15 protein-coding genes are annotated in these 16,963 nt (G+C 50.6%); 5 read left to right on the top strand and 10 right to left on the bottom strand.

All coding sequences use genetic code 11. The features are described from left to right. The first annotated feature begins 15 nt into the window (after positions 1 to 15). On the top strand, positions 16 to 1,644 hold the full coding sequence (locus H8L47_RS21425; RefSeq protein WP_186955636.1) for an alkaline phosphatase D family protein: 1,629 nt from the start codon (positions 16 to 18) through the stop codon (positions 1,642 to 1,644). Here the strand turns inward: H8L47_RS21425 and H8L47_RS21420 are convergent, their stop codons facing one another. The 9 genes from H8L47_RS21420 to H8L47_RS21380 all read right to left on the bottom strand — a co-directional run bounded on the left by H8L47_RS21420 (position 1,645) and on the right by H8L47_RS21380 (position 9,667). Further along, positions 1,645 to 2,784: an ATP-grasp domain-containing protein gene (locus H8L47_RS21420; protein ID WP_186955635.1), complete on the bottom strand. Its 1,140-nt coding sequence runs from the start codon at positions 2,782 to 2,784 to the stop codon at positions 1,645 to 1,647. A 415-nt stretch (positions 2,785 to 3,199) separates the two neighbouring features. Next, positions 3,200 to 4,021 (bottom strand): penicillin-binding protein activator LpoB, encoded by an 822-nt coding sequence (locus H8L47_RS21415; RefSeq protein WP_186955634.1) that lies wholly within the window; start codon positions 4,019 to 4,021, stop codon positions 3,200 to 3,202. A gap of 19 nt (positions 4,022 to 4,040) precedes the next feature. Beyond that, positions 4,041 to 4,655: a penicillin-binding protein activator LpoB gene (gene lpoB, locus H8L47_RS21410; protein WP_186955633.1), complete on the bottom strand. Its 615-nt coding sequence runs from the start codon at positions 4,653 to 4,655 to the stop codon at positions 4,041 to 4,043. Between the two features lie 40 nt (positions 4,656 to 4,695). Continuing rightward, positions 4,696 to 5,097, bottom strand: coding sequence for a YcfL family protein (locus H8L47_RS21405; RefSeq protein WP_186955632.1), 402 nt, complete (start codon positions 5,095 to 5,097; stop codon positions 4,696 to 4,698). A 38-nt stretch (positions 5,098 to 5,135) separates the two neighbouring features. Continuing rightward, positions 5,136 to 6,647, bottom strand: a complete 1,512-nt coding sequence (locus H8L47_RS21400; protein ID WP_186955631.1) for a COG3014 family protein — start codon at positions 6,645 to 6,647, stop codon at positions 5,136 to 5,138. 225 nt (positions 6,648 to 6,872) lie between these two features. Then, the gene (locus H8L47_RS21395; protein WP_186955630.1) at positions 6,873 to 7,796 is read right to left on the bottom strand and encodes an alpha/beta hydrolase family protein; all 924 of its coding nucleotides are present in this window, start codon (positions 7,794 to 7,796) and stop codon (positions 6,873 to 6,875) included. A 53-nt stretch (positions 7,797 to 7,849) separates the two neighbouring features. After that, positions 7,850 to 8,236, bottom strand: a complete 387-nt coding sequence (locus H8L47_RS21390; RefSeq protein ID WP_186955629.1) for a hypothetical protein — start codon at positions 8,234 to 8,236, stop codon at positions 7,850 to 7,852. Positions 8,237 to 8,270: 34 nt separating this feature from the next. Next, positions 8,271 to 9,473, bottom strand: coding sequence for a toxin-antitoxin system YwqK family antitoxin (locus H8L47_RS21385; protein WP_186955628.1), 1,203 nt, complete (start codon positions 9,471 to 9,473; stop codon positions 8,271 to 8,273). Beyond that, positions 9,470 to 9,667: a hypothetical protein gene (locus tag H8L47_RS21380; protein ID WP_186955627.1), complete on the bottom strand. Its 198-nt coding sequence runs from the start codon at positions 9,665 to 9,667 to the stop codon at positions 9,470 to 9,472. Before H8L47_RS21380 ends, H8L47_RS21385 begins: the two co-directional genes overlap by 4 nt. A 101-nt stretch (positions 9,668 to 9,768) precedes the next feature. On the opposite strand from H8L47_RS21380, the gene H8L47_RS21375 reads away from it, so the two are divergent. The 3 genes from H8L47_RS21375 (at position 9,769) to H8L47_RS21365 (ending at position 14,518) form a co-directional block, all read left to right on the top strand. Next, a complete protein-coding gene (locus H8L47_RS21375) occupies positions 9,769 to 12,117 on the top strand; it encodes a Tex family protein (RefSeq protein ID WP_186955626.1) in 2,349 nt (782 codons plus the stop codon). A gap of 281 nt (positions 12,118 to 12,398) precedes the next feature. After that, entirely contained in the window at positions 12,399 to 13,919 is a 1,521-nt protein-coding gene (adh, locus tag H8L47_RS21370; RefSeq protein ID WP_186955625.1) for an aldehyde dehydrogenase, read from the top strand. A gap of 209 nt (positions 13,920 to 14,128) precedes the next feature. Beyond that, a complete protein-coding gene (locus tag H8L47_RS21365) occupies positions 14,129 to 14,518 on the top strand; it encodes a DUF779 domain-containing protein (RefSeq protein ID WP_186955624.1) in 390 nt (129 codons plus the stop codon). Here the strand turns inward: H8L47_RS21365 and H8L47_RS21360 are convergent, their stop codons facing one another. Then, on the bottom strand, positions 14,519 to 16,366 hold the full coding sequence (locus H8L47_RS21360) for a sigma-54-dependent Fis family transcriptional regulator (RefSeq protein WP_230413858.1): 1,848 nt from the start codon (positions 16,364 to 16,366) through the stop codon (positions 14,519 to 14,521). Positions 16,367 to 16,647: 281 nt separating this feature from the next. On the opposite strand from H8L47_RS21360, the gene grxD reads away from it, so the two are divergent. Further along, complete coding sequence (grxD, locus tag H8L47_RS21355; RefSeq protein WP_186955623.1) at positions 16,648 to 16,959, top strand: Grx4 family monothiol glutaredoxin; 312 nt, start codon at positions 16,648 to 16,650, stop codon at positions 16,957 to 16,959. Positions 16,960 to 16,963: the final 4 nt, after the last annotated feature.

The following is a 16,963-nucleotide window of genomic DNA, read 5'->3' as shown; positions in this document are numbered from 1 at the left end:
TTGTTCGGGATAGCCATGTCAAACGATCATGAATCAAACAAGAGCCATCAGCAACGTCGCCGCTTTCTGTGTCATGCCACCACTGGCGCTGGTGCACTGATTGCCGGAGCGGCCCTGCCCAGGTTTGTACGCGCTCAAAACAGCGCTCCTGCCATCATCACCGCCGACAAGTCGCGGCCGCAAATACCTTGTGGCGTCATGAGTGGTGACATTAATAAAGACAAGGCTATCATCTGGAGCCGCACCGACAGACCAGCCCGCATGCTGGTCGAATATGCCAATAATGAGTCATTCAAGAATTCCCACAGCATCAGTGGTCCGCTGGCACTTCCCAGCAGCGATTACACTGCGCGCGTAGATCTCAGCGACTTGCCTGCCGGTCAGCGTACCTTTTACCGCGTACGTTTCCAGGATTTGCAAAACCCTTCGGCCAGCAGTGAAGTAGTGCAAGGCAGCTTGCTTCTCCCCGGCGGCACAGAACGAGATATTACATTTGCCTTTTCTGGTGACGAAGCTGGCCAGGGCTGGGGTATCAATGAAGCCTTTGGCGGCTACCGCATTTATGAAAGCATGCGACGTTTCCAGCCTGATTTCTTTATCCACTCCGGCGACCAGATTTATGCCGACGGCCCAATACAGGCACAAGTCAAACTGGAGGATGGCAGCCTCTGGAATAATATCGTCACGCCAGCCAAGGCCAAAGTGGCAGAAACCCTGGACGAGTATCGCGGCAACTTTGCCTATAACTTCCTGGATGCCAACAAGCGCCGCTTTGCTGCGGAAGTGCCTTTCCTGGTGCAATGGGATGATCATGAAGTGCGCAATAACTGGTATCCCGGCCAACAGATAGGCGAAGCAGAAAAACGTTACCAGCAACGCGACTTGAATACCCTGGCGGCGAACGCGCGTCGCGCCATGTTTGAATACAATCCTTATCGCATAGACCAGCATGATCCCGACCGCATCTACCGCATGTTCAGTTACGGCCCCTTGCTGGAAGTGTTCATGCTGGATGAGCGCAGCTATCGCGGCAAGAATACGCCGAATCTGCAAAGCAGTTTTAATGAGGATGCAAGCTTCCTGGGCAAGCCTCAATTGCAATGGCTAAAGCAGGCATTGTTGCGCTCACGCTCAACCTGGAAAGTCATCGCCAGTGATATGCCTATTTCCATCATCGTGCCTGACCTCAACCCTGATGTGCCCAAAGGCAATTCTGAAGCCTGGGCCAATGGCGAGCATGGCAAACCACTGGGACGGGAACTGGAAATTGCCGAGATACTGAGGTTCATCAAGCGGCACAATATCAAGAATGTCGTCTGGGTGACCGCAGACGTTCACTATGCGGCTGCGACTTTTTACTCACCAGACAAAGCCAGCTTCACCGACTTCAAGCCCTTTTGGGAATTTGTCGGTGGCCCGTTGAATGCAGGCACTTTTGGCCCTAACGAAATTGACCGGACCTTTGGCCCAGATGTGAAATATGTCAGCGTACCGAAGGGCATGAAGCAAAACCGGCCGCCTACAGAACTGCTGCAATTTTTTGGTATCGCAAAAATCGATGCCAGGACCAAGGCGATGACCGTTTCCTTGCACGATATCGATGGCAAGAATTTGTATAAAGTCGATATTGCGCCTGAAGCTTGATCACCGAAGCGGACGAACCTGACTGGAAAGAAGACGACGTATGATCTGGCGCCAATTAAACAGAAAAAGTTTGGATTCGCGCCAGTTCATTTCCCGCCACCAGCTAACATGCGTACACCACGCCAATAGTCCTCGCCAGTCCCTTGCTTCTATCGCTCTGAATACATCTTGCGGAAATAGTGGGAGTAACTTGCTCACCGAGGTATCCTGGCGGAAATCTGTTTGCGACGAGCCCGCAATTCCCAGTATGCCGGCCAACGCAGCGACACTGTCCACACCTGCGTGCAGACCTAGTCCCACCGTCAGTGTAGGGCGAAAATTTTGTTCCAGTAACACCAGCCCACCAGACTTGTCATCCTGAATAAAGTCAACACCGCATGCACCATGAAAACCAGATAAGCACCCCAGTTTTTCCAGGATTTGTTGCAGCTCGGGAAAATGGCAGAATTCTATCGCGGCCGATGGTCCCAAAGCGCCCCAGGTTCGGGCACGGTAATAAGAAAACCAGGCAAGTAATTGTCCATTCTTGTAGAAGACTGCTGCGCTCCCCAGACGCCCCGCGACAAAACGCTGCGCGATGACTGGCATATCCAGTGGGTATAGTTCAAGGTTTTTCTGATCGGCAACGATGCTCACCGCCAACCCGGCATATCCCTGCGCCTCCTTGATCACCAACGGATACCCTAAACGGCTCGCCGCCACGCGCAAAGATGGTTTGTCATGGCATATCTCGAAATCCGGTACGGCAATTTGCTCCTGTTGGCAGCGCTGTATGAAACTCGCCTTTGAGGTAATGAAATCCATTCCTCCCAAACCGGCGCGACTGGGGAAAATTTCCTTTACCCAGGCTTCTTCACGCCGCCGCTCAAGTGCATACAAAACGGGATCATCGCCAATCAACACGAAATCATAGGGTTCTGCCACCTGATTTAAGTGTTGCTGCAACTGATCCATTGCCGTCTCAATTTCCTTGGAGGAATAGAAACGATGCCGGATAAATTTTGATCGTGACACATAGTTTTTGGGTGGCCCAAATACGCTGATTTCACAACCAGTCTGATGCAGGACATAGGGCAGACGGGATAGCCCCTCCCAAAATGCGTGGCATACGATCAACACGCGCTGTGCAGGCTTAGACATGGCACTAGTACAAAGTAACGGTGGATAATCGGCTTGCCTGCCATATGCGTGACGATCACGGCAGTCTTGCAAATGCTCTCATTGGCTGCGCTATCGTTAGCATGGCAATTACGCTTGCCTTGCCCTGATTCGACGGCCCCCTCTTCTTCACTTTCGATTCCACTGTTATAGCCCACAGGCTCCAAGTGGAAATTCCTGGAAAAGATGGGTAAGTAGTTTGCACTCATGTGCCACCATACATAGCAAAAATTTAACGTTATTAAATCTTAATGCAAGTTGACGGCAATAATCCTGACTTCAACATTAATTCACCTTTCCATGCCTGATGCATGGCCGACAGTACGCATGTAGCACAGAACAGTGGACAAAAAAATGGCTGACACGAGGTGTCAGCCATTTTATGAAGCCTGTAAAACTATCTGTACACGGTCACAGGCTCGGTGTTTTGCACTGGAACGACTGGCTGTCCCTGGATACGGACATTCTGGCCACGGTTGGCACCACGCGGTGCACCAAACTGCACAAGAATTTCATCGTAGGCCGCATCAGCCAGACTACGAGATGTTTCTTGCATCACTTTGCCACGATTGAAGACAACACGGTCACCAGCACGGCTGATGATCTTAGTATCAACGCCAGAACCACTGGCACTGAAAGCCGCCTTGATTTCATAAGTCTTGGTGTTGATGAGACTGAAATCAGCAACCAGGTCCAGCGACAAACTGGCTGTCATTGAATTGCCGTATTGTAGTTGATTGCTTTCCTGGCGGAACTGGATATTGCTGACTGTGCCAAACAAGACGTAGTCAGCACCTGGATACATGCCCTGTTTGATACGACCGATGATGTCGTAAATTTTTTCCATGGGCTTGCCGACGTAAGGACGCGCTTGCACCAGGCGAACACCGCCGCCCTTGATCAAGGCACCCTTCAGGTCAGCCGTATAGGTTTTCAATTCGCCACGGTCAATATAGGTATAAAAACCTTCTGCCTCGTAGTAATTGCTTTCGCTCTTGGCGTTGATATTGCCACGCTGCGAGTAGCTGCGGTCGGTTTCACGCTCGCTATAACTTCCCTTGACGCTACTCTTGCTGGAAGCAGACACCACGCGGAAATATTCGCTGACTTTTTCTTCATAAGTCAGATCGGTCACGGCAATTTTTGGTTCTGATGCATAGGCACTGAATGCCGCTGCAGAGCAGAACAAACCTGCCATCAGTTTTTTAAGATTCAACATCGTATTTCCCTTTTAAGGATTAGCGCTTGGAAGTTTTACGAATTTCTTTTTCGTCTTGCCATTCGATGGAGCCTTCTTCAACGTCATACAGTTTCAAGGTCATTTTGTAAAAAACGTCTTTGGTGTTGGCATTTTGCTTAACGATGGAAACAATTTCACCTTCCAGAGAATATTTGGCTGCCGCCATGTTGCCGATCTTTGCCTTACCCTGGGCTTTATACAAACCGCTTTGATTCTGGCGTTGCAATTCATCGACACCTTGTTGCATTTCATCTGCACTACGGGTGAATTTCACCTTGCGGCTTTTCACCAATGCAGTCTGAATACTGTTCATGATGGATTTGGTATCGATGTATTCGCTGGTCTTGTTGCGTACACCAGCCAAAGTCATGGTCGGGCGATTTGCCAGCACCGGATCTTCCAGCAGGGAACCAACCATTTTTTCGGCGATCATTTGCAAGTCGGTGGAACCAAACTCATTGGTGACAGTTTCTACTGCCTTGTTATCACCATACGTAGTCTGGCGAGCCAGGCTGACCGTAGGTTGGGACAGCCTGGTCTGGCAGGCAGTAAGTGTCAGGCCGAGCAACACCACCAGGGCGCAGCTTTTGGATAATGAGGAAATGCGTTTCATATGTACTCCGTAAAAATAATCTTGTTACTGTTATTGTCGATTAGCGTGGCTCTGCACTCATTTCGATCTTGAAATCCGTCGCTTGCGGGCCATAGGCTGTGCCTTTGATGAACTGGCTTTGTTGACCCAGTATCATCAATGGCTTCCAGACTTCACCATCGCCGACTTGCATGCCGGCAGCATCGGTCCAGCGAAAACGATAATAGATACGGACATCGTAGTTGGTCAGATTGACGGTCTCTGCCTGCACTACCATGACATCATTTTTGCGCTGCGAACGCAGATCCGTCACTTGCACACCTTCCAGTGTGCCACGCACGATCAATTTCGAGGCGATACCAGGAGAAGACGCATTTGGTATGGTATCAGCCATGACTGGAGCTGCGATACAGGCGGCGACCAGGGCAGCGCATGCGGCAAATTGTTTGGAAATCTGTTTCATATACCCTCTAATATCAGTTGGATTTGGTGCTGACAAACCTATTTGGTGCTTGTTGTCGTGGTCGTACCAGTGGCAGTCGTTTTTGTCACTGTTTTTGCTTTGGCCACTGGTTTGGACTTGCCAGTTGACTTAGGTGCTACCGCTTTGACTTCCGGCTCAGCCTCCAATTGTGCCACAGGCGTCACACTACCGAATTTTGCCAGGTCACCCAGATAGGTTTTATCCTGATAAACACGCACAGGCACAACCATGTAGCGGCCATCCACGGTGATTTTACTGACATCACCACGATTACCAAAATTCAAGTCATAGTCGCCTGGTGGCAAGAATGCGCGGGCCACAAATACGCGATCTGGCAGAGTACGCCACATACGATCATCTGCCGGGCTTTCTGTCGCAGCAACTGCCAGATTGGCAGCCAGACCAGCCAGCGGACCAAAATTCTTATTCACCTGATCCTGGACCAGGCCTTTGGTCACAGCACGTATCGCTGCACGTGTGTAAATACCAGGCAGTTCATCCTTCAGGGCTTTACGCGCCATGACATTGAAGTCTGTCACCAGTGCCGTAGGCAATACCTGATTACCGACACGAATACTATTGATCACCGGTGCATTCGGATCTGGATATATCACTGGGAAGGCAAAAGAAATCGTCACCAGACCACGGCCCGTTGGCACGGGAAAAGCAATTTTCTTGGATTGACGTGCAGGTGAATTACCGGCTTCAATCACGAACAGGACATCTGTCACGCCTTTTTTGCGGCGGAAACTAGTACGCTGATCCAGACCTTTCAAGCCATCTTCCAGCACTGGCAAATCCGGGCGCAATTCAATCGCCTTGCGATATCCAGGCGCTGCCAGGCCAGGTTCATTCAGTGCTTCATAAACAAATCCGGCGAGATAATGACTGAGGGCATTCTGATAGCCGTTTTTCAGTTTCAGGACTTCGGGGTCGTTCAGTGTTTCCACAGGATAACCATTCAATTCCTTGCCTGTCGAAGCCACGCCCTTGTCTTTGGCCTCTTTTTCGGCTTCCGCTGTTTCTTTGGAGCGGAACTCTGCGATGACGGCTTCGCGTTCATGGGTACGTTTGATATCGACACGCGCCGTGTCGAGGTCACCCAGGTTCAGGCGATCCATTGCCATGCGTGTAGTCAGCATGACTTTTTCATAATCCTGACCTTCATAATCACGACTGGCATCACCCATGATGGTGGCACCGATCTGCCCCATCAATTTTTGCGGAGAAGATTTGGCCGTCTCTTCCCAAATTTTCACCTTGGTATCTGCCACTTCAAAGGCATCGAGACTGTCCTTGTAACGCTTGCCTATGCGCATCAATTCGCCTTTTTCCAGATTCAACAGCAAATCTGTTTTGTTGTTGCCTTGCGTTTGCGCTTCAACCTGTCTGATCGCTTCATCAATCTGTCCGGATTTTGCAACCGAGAGCGAGGCCGCAACCTTGCTGTCGTGTGTTTGCGTAGTCACGCAGCCTGTCAGCAGCAGTGCAGCTACAATAGGCGTATAAGAGAGAGTCGAGAGGCGCATGGTTATCATTATGGGTGAACAACAGTAAAAGGAAATGCAAAACGAAGGCAGGGAATTATCCATACATAAGCACAGCCAACAAGTATAGTAAGGCTTTGCATTTTTGTCATGGAATTAACTGCTACAAAATCAAAGTTCTTGTAACTAGTTGTAATGGGATCGCGGAAAAATAATACTGTTTGGATATGTATGTGTTCTACAGCACTTATTTTGCAAAAGTCACCATCACTTGGCGTCCAATAACCAATTATCTATCTGATGCATAAAATCAGGCAAATAGTTTTTATCATCACTCACAAGACTATGACCTGCCCCGGGGAAACGACGTATATCGATAGTTTTTCCCGCCGCCTGAAACTGCTGTTGCAAATGAGCAATAGCCTTGCCCGGAATAACCGGATCAGCTTCCCCTAGTCCTAACAGTATCGGCTTGTCCAGCGCCAACAGATTGTCTGTTTGCGAGATACGACCTATCTCTGACCAATATCGCCAACTGCGACCATGCAACAAGCCCGCGTCGGGATCATCTGGTTTTCGCTGCAAACCCGTTTGCAACTGCTGCCAGGCGACTTGCATATAGGCGTGCTGACGGGCCAACGCGGCATACACATCCAGCGCATTCATCCCTGCGTGCGATAGCAATACCAGATGTGTGGCGGACAATTGCCTTGCCAGTATGGGCGCCATTTCTGCGCCCTCGGAAATACCGAAAATAACGACACGTTTTGGTTTCTTGCCAGCTTCTTTCAATGCAGCCAGTTGCGCGCGCATGAATTCCATGTGGTCTGCCTGCCAGCGCGAAGGATGATCAGCACGAACATAGGCATCACCACATGCCTTGCCATTGGATGCAGGCAGAATATGGCGCTTGTGCAGGATGAAAATCTGCGTAGGACCAGACTCGCCCTCAAGACCAGAAAAATATTGCGGCAGGAACTGCCCCATGCTGATGCAATCTGATCCTGAAATCACAAAGATCAGGTTCGCCAGATTCTTGCTACCAGACTCATGTTGCCAGGGCTTTTTCTCGAGTTGGTAGTAAATGGCCTTGCCACCATCTCCAAACCGGAACTCATGCAAATAAACAGGTGTTTGCTGAAATTTTCCTGAGTCAGCCGCACTGATACCAGGCCAACAAAAACACTGCATTAAAACCAGCATGCATCGCAGATATCTGCAATGACAGAACTGCAAATGCAATTTCATGCTGACAATGCGACGACAGAACTACATGCCAGCAATGCCAGAACAACAGGGGCCCAGATCCTGCGCTCCCACTTGCTGGGTGTGATCAAATTCAAAATGCTGCCAACCAGCGAGTAAGCAACGACACCCCAAATCGCCATGCGCGACCAATCCAGATAAGCGGAAAGAATAATGCCAGCACGGGTAAAAATAATCACGCCGATCAATACCAGCAATAACGACTGCAGCAGGGCAGCAATCCGCATGTGATTTGGAAATCTACCGGGGTATTTTCCGCCCATGGCAATGCTGCCCCAGGGTGCACCGCACGCAAGAGCCAGTTGAAACAGGATCACAATCAACAACAAAATACCAGCGGCAATGCTGACGAATAACAATTCCATTAGAGCCTCATTTCAGGTAAGAAAGTCGCCTGACTCACTTTGTGTATGCCTTGCGAGAACCGTCTTCATAGAGCATATCATCAGTCAATTGTTTGCCGCTTTCATCCCAGGTGCGCTCACGATGTATGCGGCCACGCTCATCGTAATGGGATTCGCGTAGCAGTTTGCCATTTTGCGCAAAACTTTGATGCACTCCGAGCGGACGTTCACGATAACGTCCCTCGTACACATAACGCTCGAGACTAGCCATTTTCCCGTCATCGAAATAATTGCGCACTTCCTTGATGTCGTCCTTGCCTTCTGTCGTAAATTTCTCACTGCGTTTGGCCTGGCCATTGAGATAAAAACTGGCATCAGATACCAGCTTGTTTTGTCTGCGGCCATCCTTGTCTATCATGGCAAAAAGCTGCTCGCGCAATTTTGAACCGCTCTCGTGATATTCAACTTCCCGCTCGATGACGACAGGTTTTTCTGCCGTATTCCAGACTGTCTCTTTGCGCAATACACCTTTGTCGGAATATTGCTTGCGTGTCTTTTGTTTGGCACCAAGCACCTCCACAGTTTCAGGCTTGCCATTCTCGTGGAAATAACTTGCTTGCTGGCTGACACCAGCCAACAAAGTGAACTGACTGCGCAAACGGCCACTGTCGGAAAACAACTGCACCTGCGATGGCTTACCCTGGAAACCGCACAGTACGGCATCATTTGCATGCGGTGCCAGCATAGCCTTTTCACCACATTCAATTTCACTTAACTGCCTGTCCGGGGTGTACCTGACAGCGGCTTTTTCTTTGGGATTGTCACCGATAAAAGCAACGCGCTTGAGCACACCATTGGGATACCATTCACGCAGCAAGCCCCGCACACTGCCATTCTCATTATTCTCTTCACGCAGCACTTGCCCGTTCGGTGCGAATTCACGCAATTTTCCATGGCTATTGCCGCGTTCGTTGACACTATATTCCTTCAGCAATACGCCATCACGGTAATAGCGTACCAGACCGATATTTACGCCCGCGCGCAATTCCTGCTCGCGCACCAGTTTGCCGGTATCCCGGTCCACACATTTCATGATACCGGTCTTGCCTGCAGTGGTGCTGCCATTGGCAGGATTGACAGATTCCTTATTGATTTCACAATCTTCCACCGCAAATACGACTGAAGCTGAAGAAAACAAAGTGGCGGCGATTACCAGGCGAGAACAGGGCAGTATGGAAAAAGGAAACTGATTTTTCATGGTTTTTTGAGATAAATAACAAAACAAACGGCAATATTCCTAACTTTAGCATTAGCAAAACTATCTTCCTGTAAAACTTGGTAAGTGAAGCCTGAAATCTGAAGACAGCGATAAGTAGTTGATAAATAAACGCTTAATAGCATAATCAATACCGCTACCGAGCTAATTTTATATGCATTTTTAGCAATTTTCATCTTCTAACCTTAGTCGCCTACCCTGTCAAGACTGGCGCAAAGTCACAAATTGCGTATCATCTGCGCCTTGATTGCTTTTTTTATGTCTGGATTCTGGATTTATGTTGCCTTCGATTGAACAAAGACTTGCCGTAGAGCTGGCTGCCAAGCCGGTTCAGGTTGCCGCTGCTGTTGCCTTGCTGGACGAAGGTGCAACCGTCCCGTTTATCGCCCGTTACCGTAAAGAAGTGACTGGTGGCCTGGATGATATCCAGTTGCGCCTGCTGGAAGAGCGCCTGCGTTACCTGCGCGAGCTGGAAGACCGCCGCACTGCCATCATCGCGTCCATAGAAGAACAGGGCAAGATGACACCGGTATTGCTGGACGCCATCACTCATGCCGAAGACAAGACCCGCCTCGAAGATTTGTACCTGCCATACAAACTGAAGCGCCGCACCAAGGCCCAGATCGCCGTCGAAGCAGGCTTACAGCCACTGGCCGATGCCTTGCTGGCCGACCCGATGCTGAACCCGGATACTGAAGCCGCCAACTACCTGAAGCCAGCCTTCACCACCGACAGTGGCGACAACCCTGGTGTAGCAGATGTCAAAGCCGCCCTCGATGGTGCGCGTCAGATTTTGATGGAACGCTTTGCCGAAGATGCGACGCTGTTGCAAGCCCTGCGCGAATACCTAAATGACCACGGCATCGTCGAATCCAAGGTCGTTGCCGGCAAAGAAGAAGCCGGTGAAAAATTCGCCGATTATTTTGATTACTCAGAAACCCTGGGCACTATCCCTTCCCACCGCGCCCTGGCCCTGTTCCGTGGCCGCCGCGAAGAAATGCTGACCGTAACCCTGCGTCTGGACAGCGAAGAAGAAAAACCAAAATGGGATGCACCGCTGAACCCATGCGAAAGCCGCATCGCTGCCCGCTTTGGCGTGAGCCAAAAAGACCGCCCTGCCGATAAATGGCTGGTGGATACTGTACGCTGGGCCTGGCGCGTCAAAGTCTTCATGCACCTCGATACAGAATTGATGGGCAAGCTGCGCGAAACAGCAGAAATCGAAGCCATCAATGTATTTGCCCGCAACCTGAAAGCCCTGTTGCTCGCAGCACCTGCCGGCCCACGCGCCACAATGGGTCTTGATCCTGGCCTGCGTACCGGCGTCAAGGTAGCGATAGTGGATGCGACCGGCAAGGTCGTTGAATATGCGACGATCTACCCGCATCAGCCTCGCAATGACTGGGATGGTTCGCTGCATGTCCTGGCGCAACTGGCGGCCAAGCATAATGTCTCGCTGATCTCCATCGGCAATGGTACAGCTTCGCGTGAAACCGACAAGCTGGCAGGCGACCTGATCAAGCTCAAGCCTGAACTCAAGCTGACCAAGATTGTTGTCTCTGAAGCGGGTGCATCGGTATATTCTGCCTCTGAATTTGCTTCAAAAGAATTGCCTGACCTGGATGTGTCGATTCGTGGTGCAGTATCGATTGCACGTCGCCTGCAAGATCCATTGGCTGAGCTGGTGAAGATTGATCCTAAATCCATAGGCGTAGGTCAGTACCAGCATGATGTCAGCCAGTCGCAACTGGCACGTTCACTCGATGCAGTCGTCGAGGATTGTGTGAATGCGGTGGGTGTCGATGTGAATACTGCCTCTGCACCTTTGCTGGCACGTGTGTCTGGCCTGTCGTCCAGCGTGGCGCAAAGCATCGTTAATTTCCGCGATGCCAAGGGCATGTTTAATTCACGCTCAGACTTGCGTGCAGTACCGCGTCTGGGTGACAAAACGTTCGAGCAGGCAGCCGGTTTCTTGCGCATCATGAATGGGAGTAACCCGCTGGATGCTTCTGCAGTCCACCCTGAATCGTATCCGCTGGTAGAAAAAATCCTGGCTGATATCAAGAAGGATATAAAAGGTGTAATCGGCGACGCTGGCTTGCTGAAGTCCCTGAACCCAGCCAAATATGCCGATGAAAAATTCGGCGTACCTACCATCACCGACATCATCGGCGAACTGGAAAAACCAGGCCGTGACCCACGCCCAGAATTCACCACAGCCACCTTCAAGGACGGCGTTGAAGAAATCAAGGACTTGCGCCCTGACATGATTTTGGAAGGCGTAGTTACCAACGTCGCCGCCTTTGGCGCTTTCGTTGATATCGGCGTACATCAGGATGGTCTGGTACATATCTCTGCCTTGTCCAACACCTTCGTCAAAGACCCGCATACCGTGGTCAAGGCTGGCCAGGTCGTCAAAGTGAAAGTGCTGGAAGTCGATGTCAAACGCCAGCGTATCGCCCTGACCATGCGCCTGACAGATTCGGCACCGGTAGCGGGTAGCAAGCCTGAGCAGCGTGGTGACCGCAACGATGCCAAACGCCTCAATCAACATCGCTCACAAGCTCAGACACCAGCACCTGCAGGTAATGCCATGGCTGCGGCGTTTGCGAAATTGCGTGGCTAAGTAAAAAGTAAGCAAAAAGCTTAATGGTCAGACTGTCCCAAATTGTGACAGTCTGACCAATGTTGCGAAATAATGTGACACCCGGATTATTGACATTCTCCCCGTCAGCCAATTCACCACCAGCAGCATTAGTAAATCCCCTCCTGCGCCTCCCTCTCTCTAGCCAGCATCCACTGTATTTTCCCGTCAGGAAAACATTTTCAACATGGCACGCCGTTTGCGTTGTTATCCCTGTGTTGCATCACATGCACACCATCTAACAAACAACGGAGACCACCATCATGAACATGGCAGACATCAGCAAACTCGGTATCAGCAATCCTTTCGCCAAACGCTACGACAATTTCATAGGCGGTAAATTTGTGGCCCCGGTCAAAGGTGAATATTTCGAAAACATCAGTCCCGTCATCGGCCAGGCATTTTGCGAAGTGGCACGTTCAACCGCAGAAGACGTGGAACTGGCTCTGGATGCAGCCCATGCAGCCAAGAAAGCCTGGGGGAAAACCTCACTGGCTGAACGTTCGAACATCCTGAATAAAATTGCTGACCGCATGGAAGCCAATCTGAGCCTGCTGGCCACCGCAGAGACCATAGACAATGGCAAACCCATACGCGAGACCATGGCGGCGGATATTCCTCTTGCCATCGATCACTTCCGTTATTTTGCTGGTTGCATACGGGCGCAGGAAGGTTCAGTCGCACAAATTGATGACCAGACTTATGCCTATCATTTCCATGAGCCTTTGGGTGTCGTTGGCCAGATTATTCCATGGAATTTCCCCATACTCATGGCGGTGTGGAAGATGGCTCCTGCGCTGGCAGCGGGCAATTGCATCGTATTGAAACCGGCAGAGCAAACCCCGGCATCCATCATGGTGCTGATCGACCTGATCAAGGATTTATTACCGCCTGGCGTCTTGAATATCGTCAATGGTTTTGGCCTGGAAGCAGGCAAGCCACTGGCATCCAGCAAGCGCATCGCCAAGATAGCCTTTACTGGTGAAACCGGCACTGGTCGCCTGATCATGCAATATGCTGCGCAAAACATCATTCCCGTGACTTTGGAGCTGGGTGGCAAATCGCCGAATATTTTCTTTGCCGATGTGTTGGAACAAGACGATGCTTTCTTCGACAAATGCCTGGAAGGCTTTGCCATGTTTGCGCTGAACCAGGGTGAAGTCTGCACCTGCCCTTCACGTGTGCTGATACAGGAATCCATCTACGACCAGTTCATGGCCAGGGCCATCAAACGCGTAGCTGCTATCAAGCAAGGCAATCCGCTCGACAGCACCACCATGATAGGTGCGCAGGCATCGCAGGAACAACTGGAAAAAATCCTGTCCTATCTGGACATAGGTAGACAGGAAGGCGCGCAGCTCTTGATCGGTGGAGAAAGAAATATGCTGGATGGCGATCTGGCCAAGGGCTATTACGTGAAACCTACCATCTTCCAGGGCCACAACAAGATGCGCATCTTCCAGGAAGAAATCTTTGGCCCGGTTGTTTCTGTCACCACCTTCAAGGATGAAGAAGAAGCCATCGCTATAGCCAACGATACCCTATACGGTTTGGGCGCTGGCCTGTGGACACGCGACGGCTCCCGCGCCTTCCGCGTTGGCCGCGCAATCGAAGCTGGCCGTGTCTGGACCAATTGCTATCACCTGTATCCAGCACATGCAGCTTTTGGTGGCTACAAACAATCCGGCATAGGACGTGAAAATCACAAGATGATGCTGGATCACTATCAGCAAACTAAAAACCTGCTGGTGAGCTATAACCCGAATGCGATGGGGTTCTTTTGATTGACATTTAAGACCTCTCAACACAGAGACACAGAGAAAGGCAAGAGAAAACCTGTAATGATGATTTCTAGACTTGTCTCTGTGTCTCTACTTTTATAGAGACACAGAGTTAGAATACAAGAAGTTTTTTGGCCTTCTCTTGCTCTTCTCTGTGTCTCTGTGCCTCTGTGTTGAGCTTTTTGGTCTTTACGTAAAACAACCGAAAAAAAATGACCACTACCCCCGCCCGTGTCACCGCAACTCCTGCAGCACTCGAATTTATCAGTGCGCTGAAAACCAAATACGGCCCGCTATTATTTTTCCAGTCTGGCGGTTGCTGTGATGGCAGTTCACCGCTGTGTTATGCCAGGAATGAGTATGGCATAGGCGATGCCGATGTGTATCTGGGTGACCTGGATGGCACGCCGTTTTACATGGGCAGTGATCAGTTTGAATACTGGCGGCACACGCAGTTGATCATAGATGTGGTAGCGGGAATGGGTGGCATGTTTTCACTCGACAATGGCACGGGCAAGCGTTTCCTGACACGCTCGCGGCTGTTCACGGATGAAGAAAATGATTTGCTGGGAACGGCCGTTTTGCACGGCCCGCAATCTTAACTATTCACTCTTCAAAGCTGCCAGCTTGCGGTAAATTGTATTGCGCGATATGCCCAGTGCCTTGGACACTGCAGATACATTACCCTGATGCAGCTGCAGAGCTCGTTGTATTGCATCGATTTCCAGCGCATCGAGACTCGCTGTGATTTGAGCATTGGAGATGGCCTTTGGCGCAAATGCCACTTCCATGTCTTCCAGAAAATCCTCGGGTAAATGTTCGAGACGGATTTCCATATCGGCATCCGTCATGACGATGGCCGTACGCAAGAGATTCGTTAATTGGCGGAAATTGCCCGGCCAGCCATGGGCATGAAATAACTGCATGACTGCAGGGGCAATTCTGTATTGCCTGCCTTCGCTTTCTGTCACCAGGACTTTGCTAATGACAACATCAAGGTCAGTGCGTTCACGCAAGGGTGGCAGGCGCACTACCAGGCCATTCAGACGGTAATACAGGTCATCGCGGAATTCGCCTTTGCCTATCATCTCGCGTAAATTGCGGTTGGTGGCGCAGATCAGGGCCAGGTTGACGGGGATGGATTTGCTGCTACCCAGCGGCGTCACCATACGTTCTTGCAAGACTCGCAGCAAACGAGCTTGCAGATTCAGTGGCATATCGCCGATTTCATCGAGGAATAGCGTGCCACCATTGGCCTGCAATATCTTGCCTATATTGCCCTTCTTGCGCGCACCAGTGAAAGCGCCATCTTCATAGCCGAATAATTCTGACTCAATCAGGGTTTCTGGTATCGAAGCGCAATTCACGGCAACAAAGGGGCCGGATTTGCGCGGCGAATCATTGTGTACAGCCTGGGCCAGCAATTCCTTGCCGGTGCCAGTCTCACCTGTCACCAGTATGGAAATGTCACGGCCTATCACGCGCTTGAGTTTATCAATGGCACGGGCAAGTTGTTCATCCCCAGTATCCAGATAATGCAGGCTGGACAGCTTGGGCTTGATTTCTGCCGACTGCGGTTCACGCGAATTGTCCAGTACATGCCTGGCGGCTGCCGACTGGCGTTTGAGATTCTGGCTCTTGGCGTATACGCGCACGCCATTGTGCAGGCAGAGCGTCAGCAAACCCGGTGTCGCGGTGCGGTAGTGCTCATGCAGGGCAGACACTGGCAAGCCAAACAAGGAACTGAAAGTATGCGCCTGCAAGGCAGATAGTGGCAAACCCAGCTGGAACAAGCCGCTACGGCTGGCCGACAAAAAACGACCATCACCGTCGAAACAGGCAATGCCTTCCATCAGGGTGCCCAGGAATTCCGGGCGGCTATGAAAACTCAGTTTGATGGCATCCTGGAAAGAGGAGGCAAATAACTGGTTCTCTATCATCTGCGCCGACATGCGCACCAGGGCCATGGTGTGCTTGTGGAAATTATGCTGGTCGCCAGTCACATCGAGCACGCCAATGACGTTGCCCATGACATCAAAGATAGGCGCAGCTGAGCAGGTCAGAAAATTGTTAGCTTCAAGATAATGCTGGTCTGCATGAACGATAGTGGGTGTTTTTTCGGCAATGGCGGTGCCTATGGCATTCGTGCCCTTGCTACGCTCTGACCAGGCGACACCGGGGCTGAGTGCCACCCTATCCGCCTTTTCCAGGAAATCAGCATCGCCGAGGGTGTGAATGATGAGCCCGTTCACATCGGTCAGGATGACCATATTGTGCGTATTGATTATTTGCTCATACAGGTTTTCCATGACGGGCAGAGCATGCTGATGCAAAACCCGGTTTTGTTCCAGCAGGGTCTTGAGATCAGTCTTGCCCAAAGAGCCATAGTCTGGCGCAGCCGTGCGCGGCAAGCCATAGGCGGCGGAGCGTTCATGTGCCTGTTCTATCATCATGTGGGCAGATGAAGCAGAACTTATGCCAGGGCCAGACAATATTTGCCCAGAGGAAATTCCAGTGTCACGCATTTGCATACGGGTCTCCAGCAACATGGCCATTTTTGGCTCTAGTTAGGACATTAAGCGCTTAATGTAACACTATTAGCTGACGGTGCCAGAAACTGCAAATTGATTTGCATTAAGTTTCCAACAACCAAATACGGTGCTGCGGCACTATATTTGGCTTTCTACTATAATGCAGGTATTCGTAATTCAAGTATTCAAGGAAGATAGCCATGAGCGACGTACAAAGCTGGATCAAAGAAACTGTTACTGCAAACCCTGTAGTTTTATTTATGAAGGGCACTGCCCAATTCCCGCAATGCGGCTTTTCTGGTCGTGCAATTCAACTGTTGAAGACCTGCGGCGTGCAAAACATGGTCACGGTGAATGTGCTGGAAGACCCTGAAGTACGCCAGGGTATCAAGGATTTTTCCAACTGGCCTACCGTACCGCAGTTATATGTCAAAGGTGAATTCATTGGCGGCTCTGACATCATGAATGAAATGTTTGACAGCGGCGAATTGCAGACTTTGTTGAAAGACTAAGCAA

Source organism: Undibacterium umbellatum (genome assembly GCF_014284125.1).
Taxonomy (GTDB): Bacteria; Pseudomonadota; Gammaproteobacteria; order Burkholderiales; family Burkholderiaceae_D; genus Undibacterium; species Undibacterium umbellatum.
Note: the sequence above shows the minus strand (reverse complement) of the source record. Positions and strands in the feature narration are given on the sequence as shown.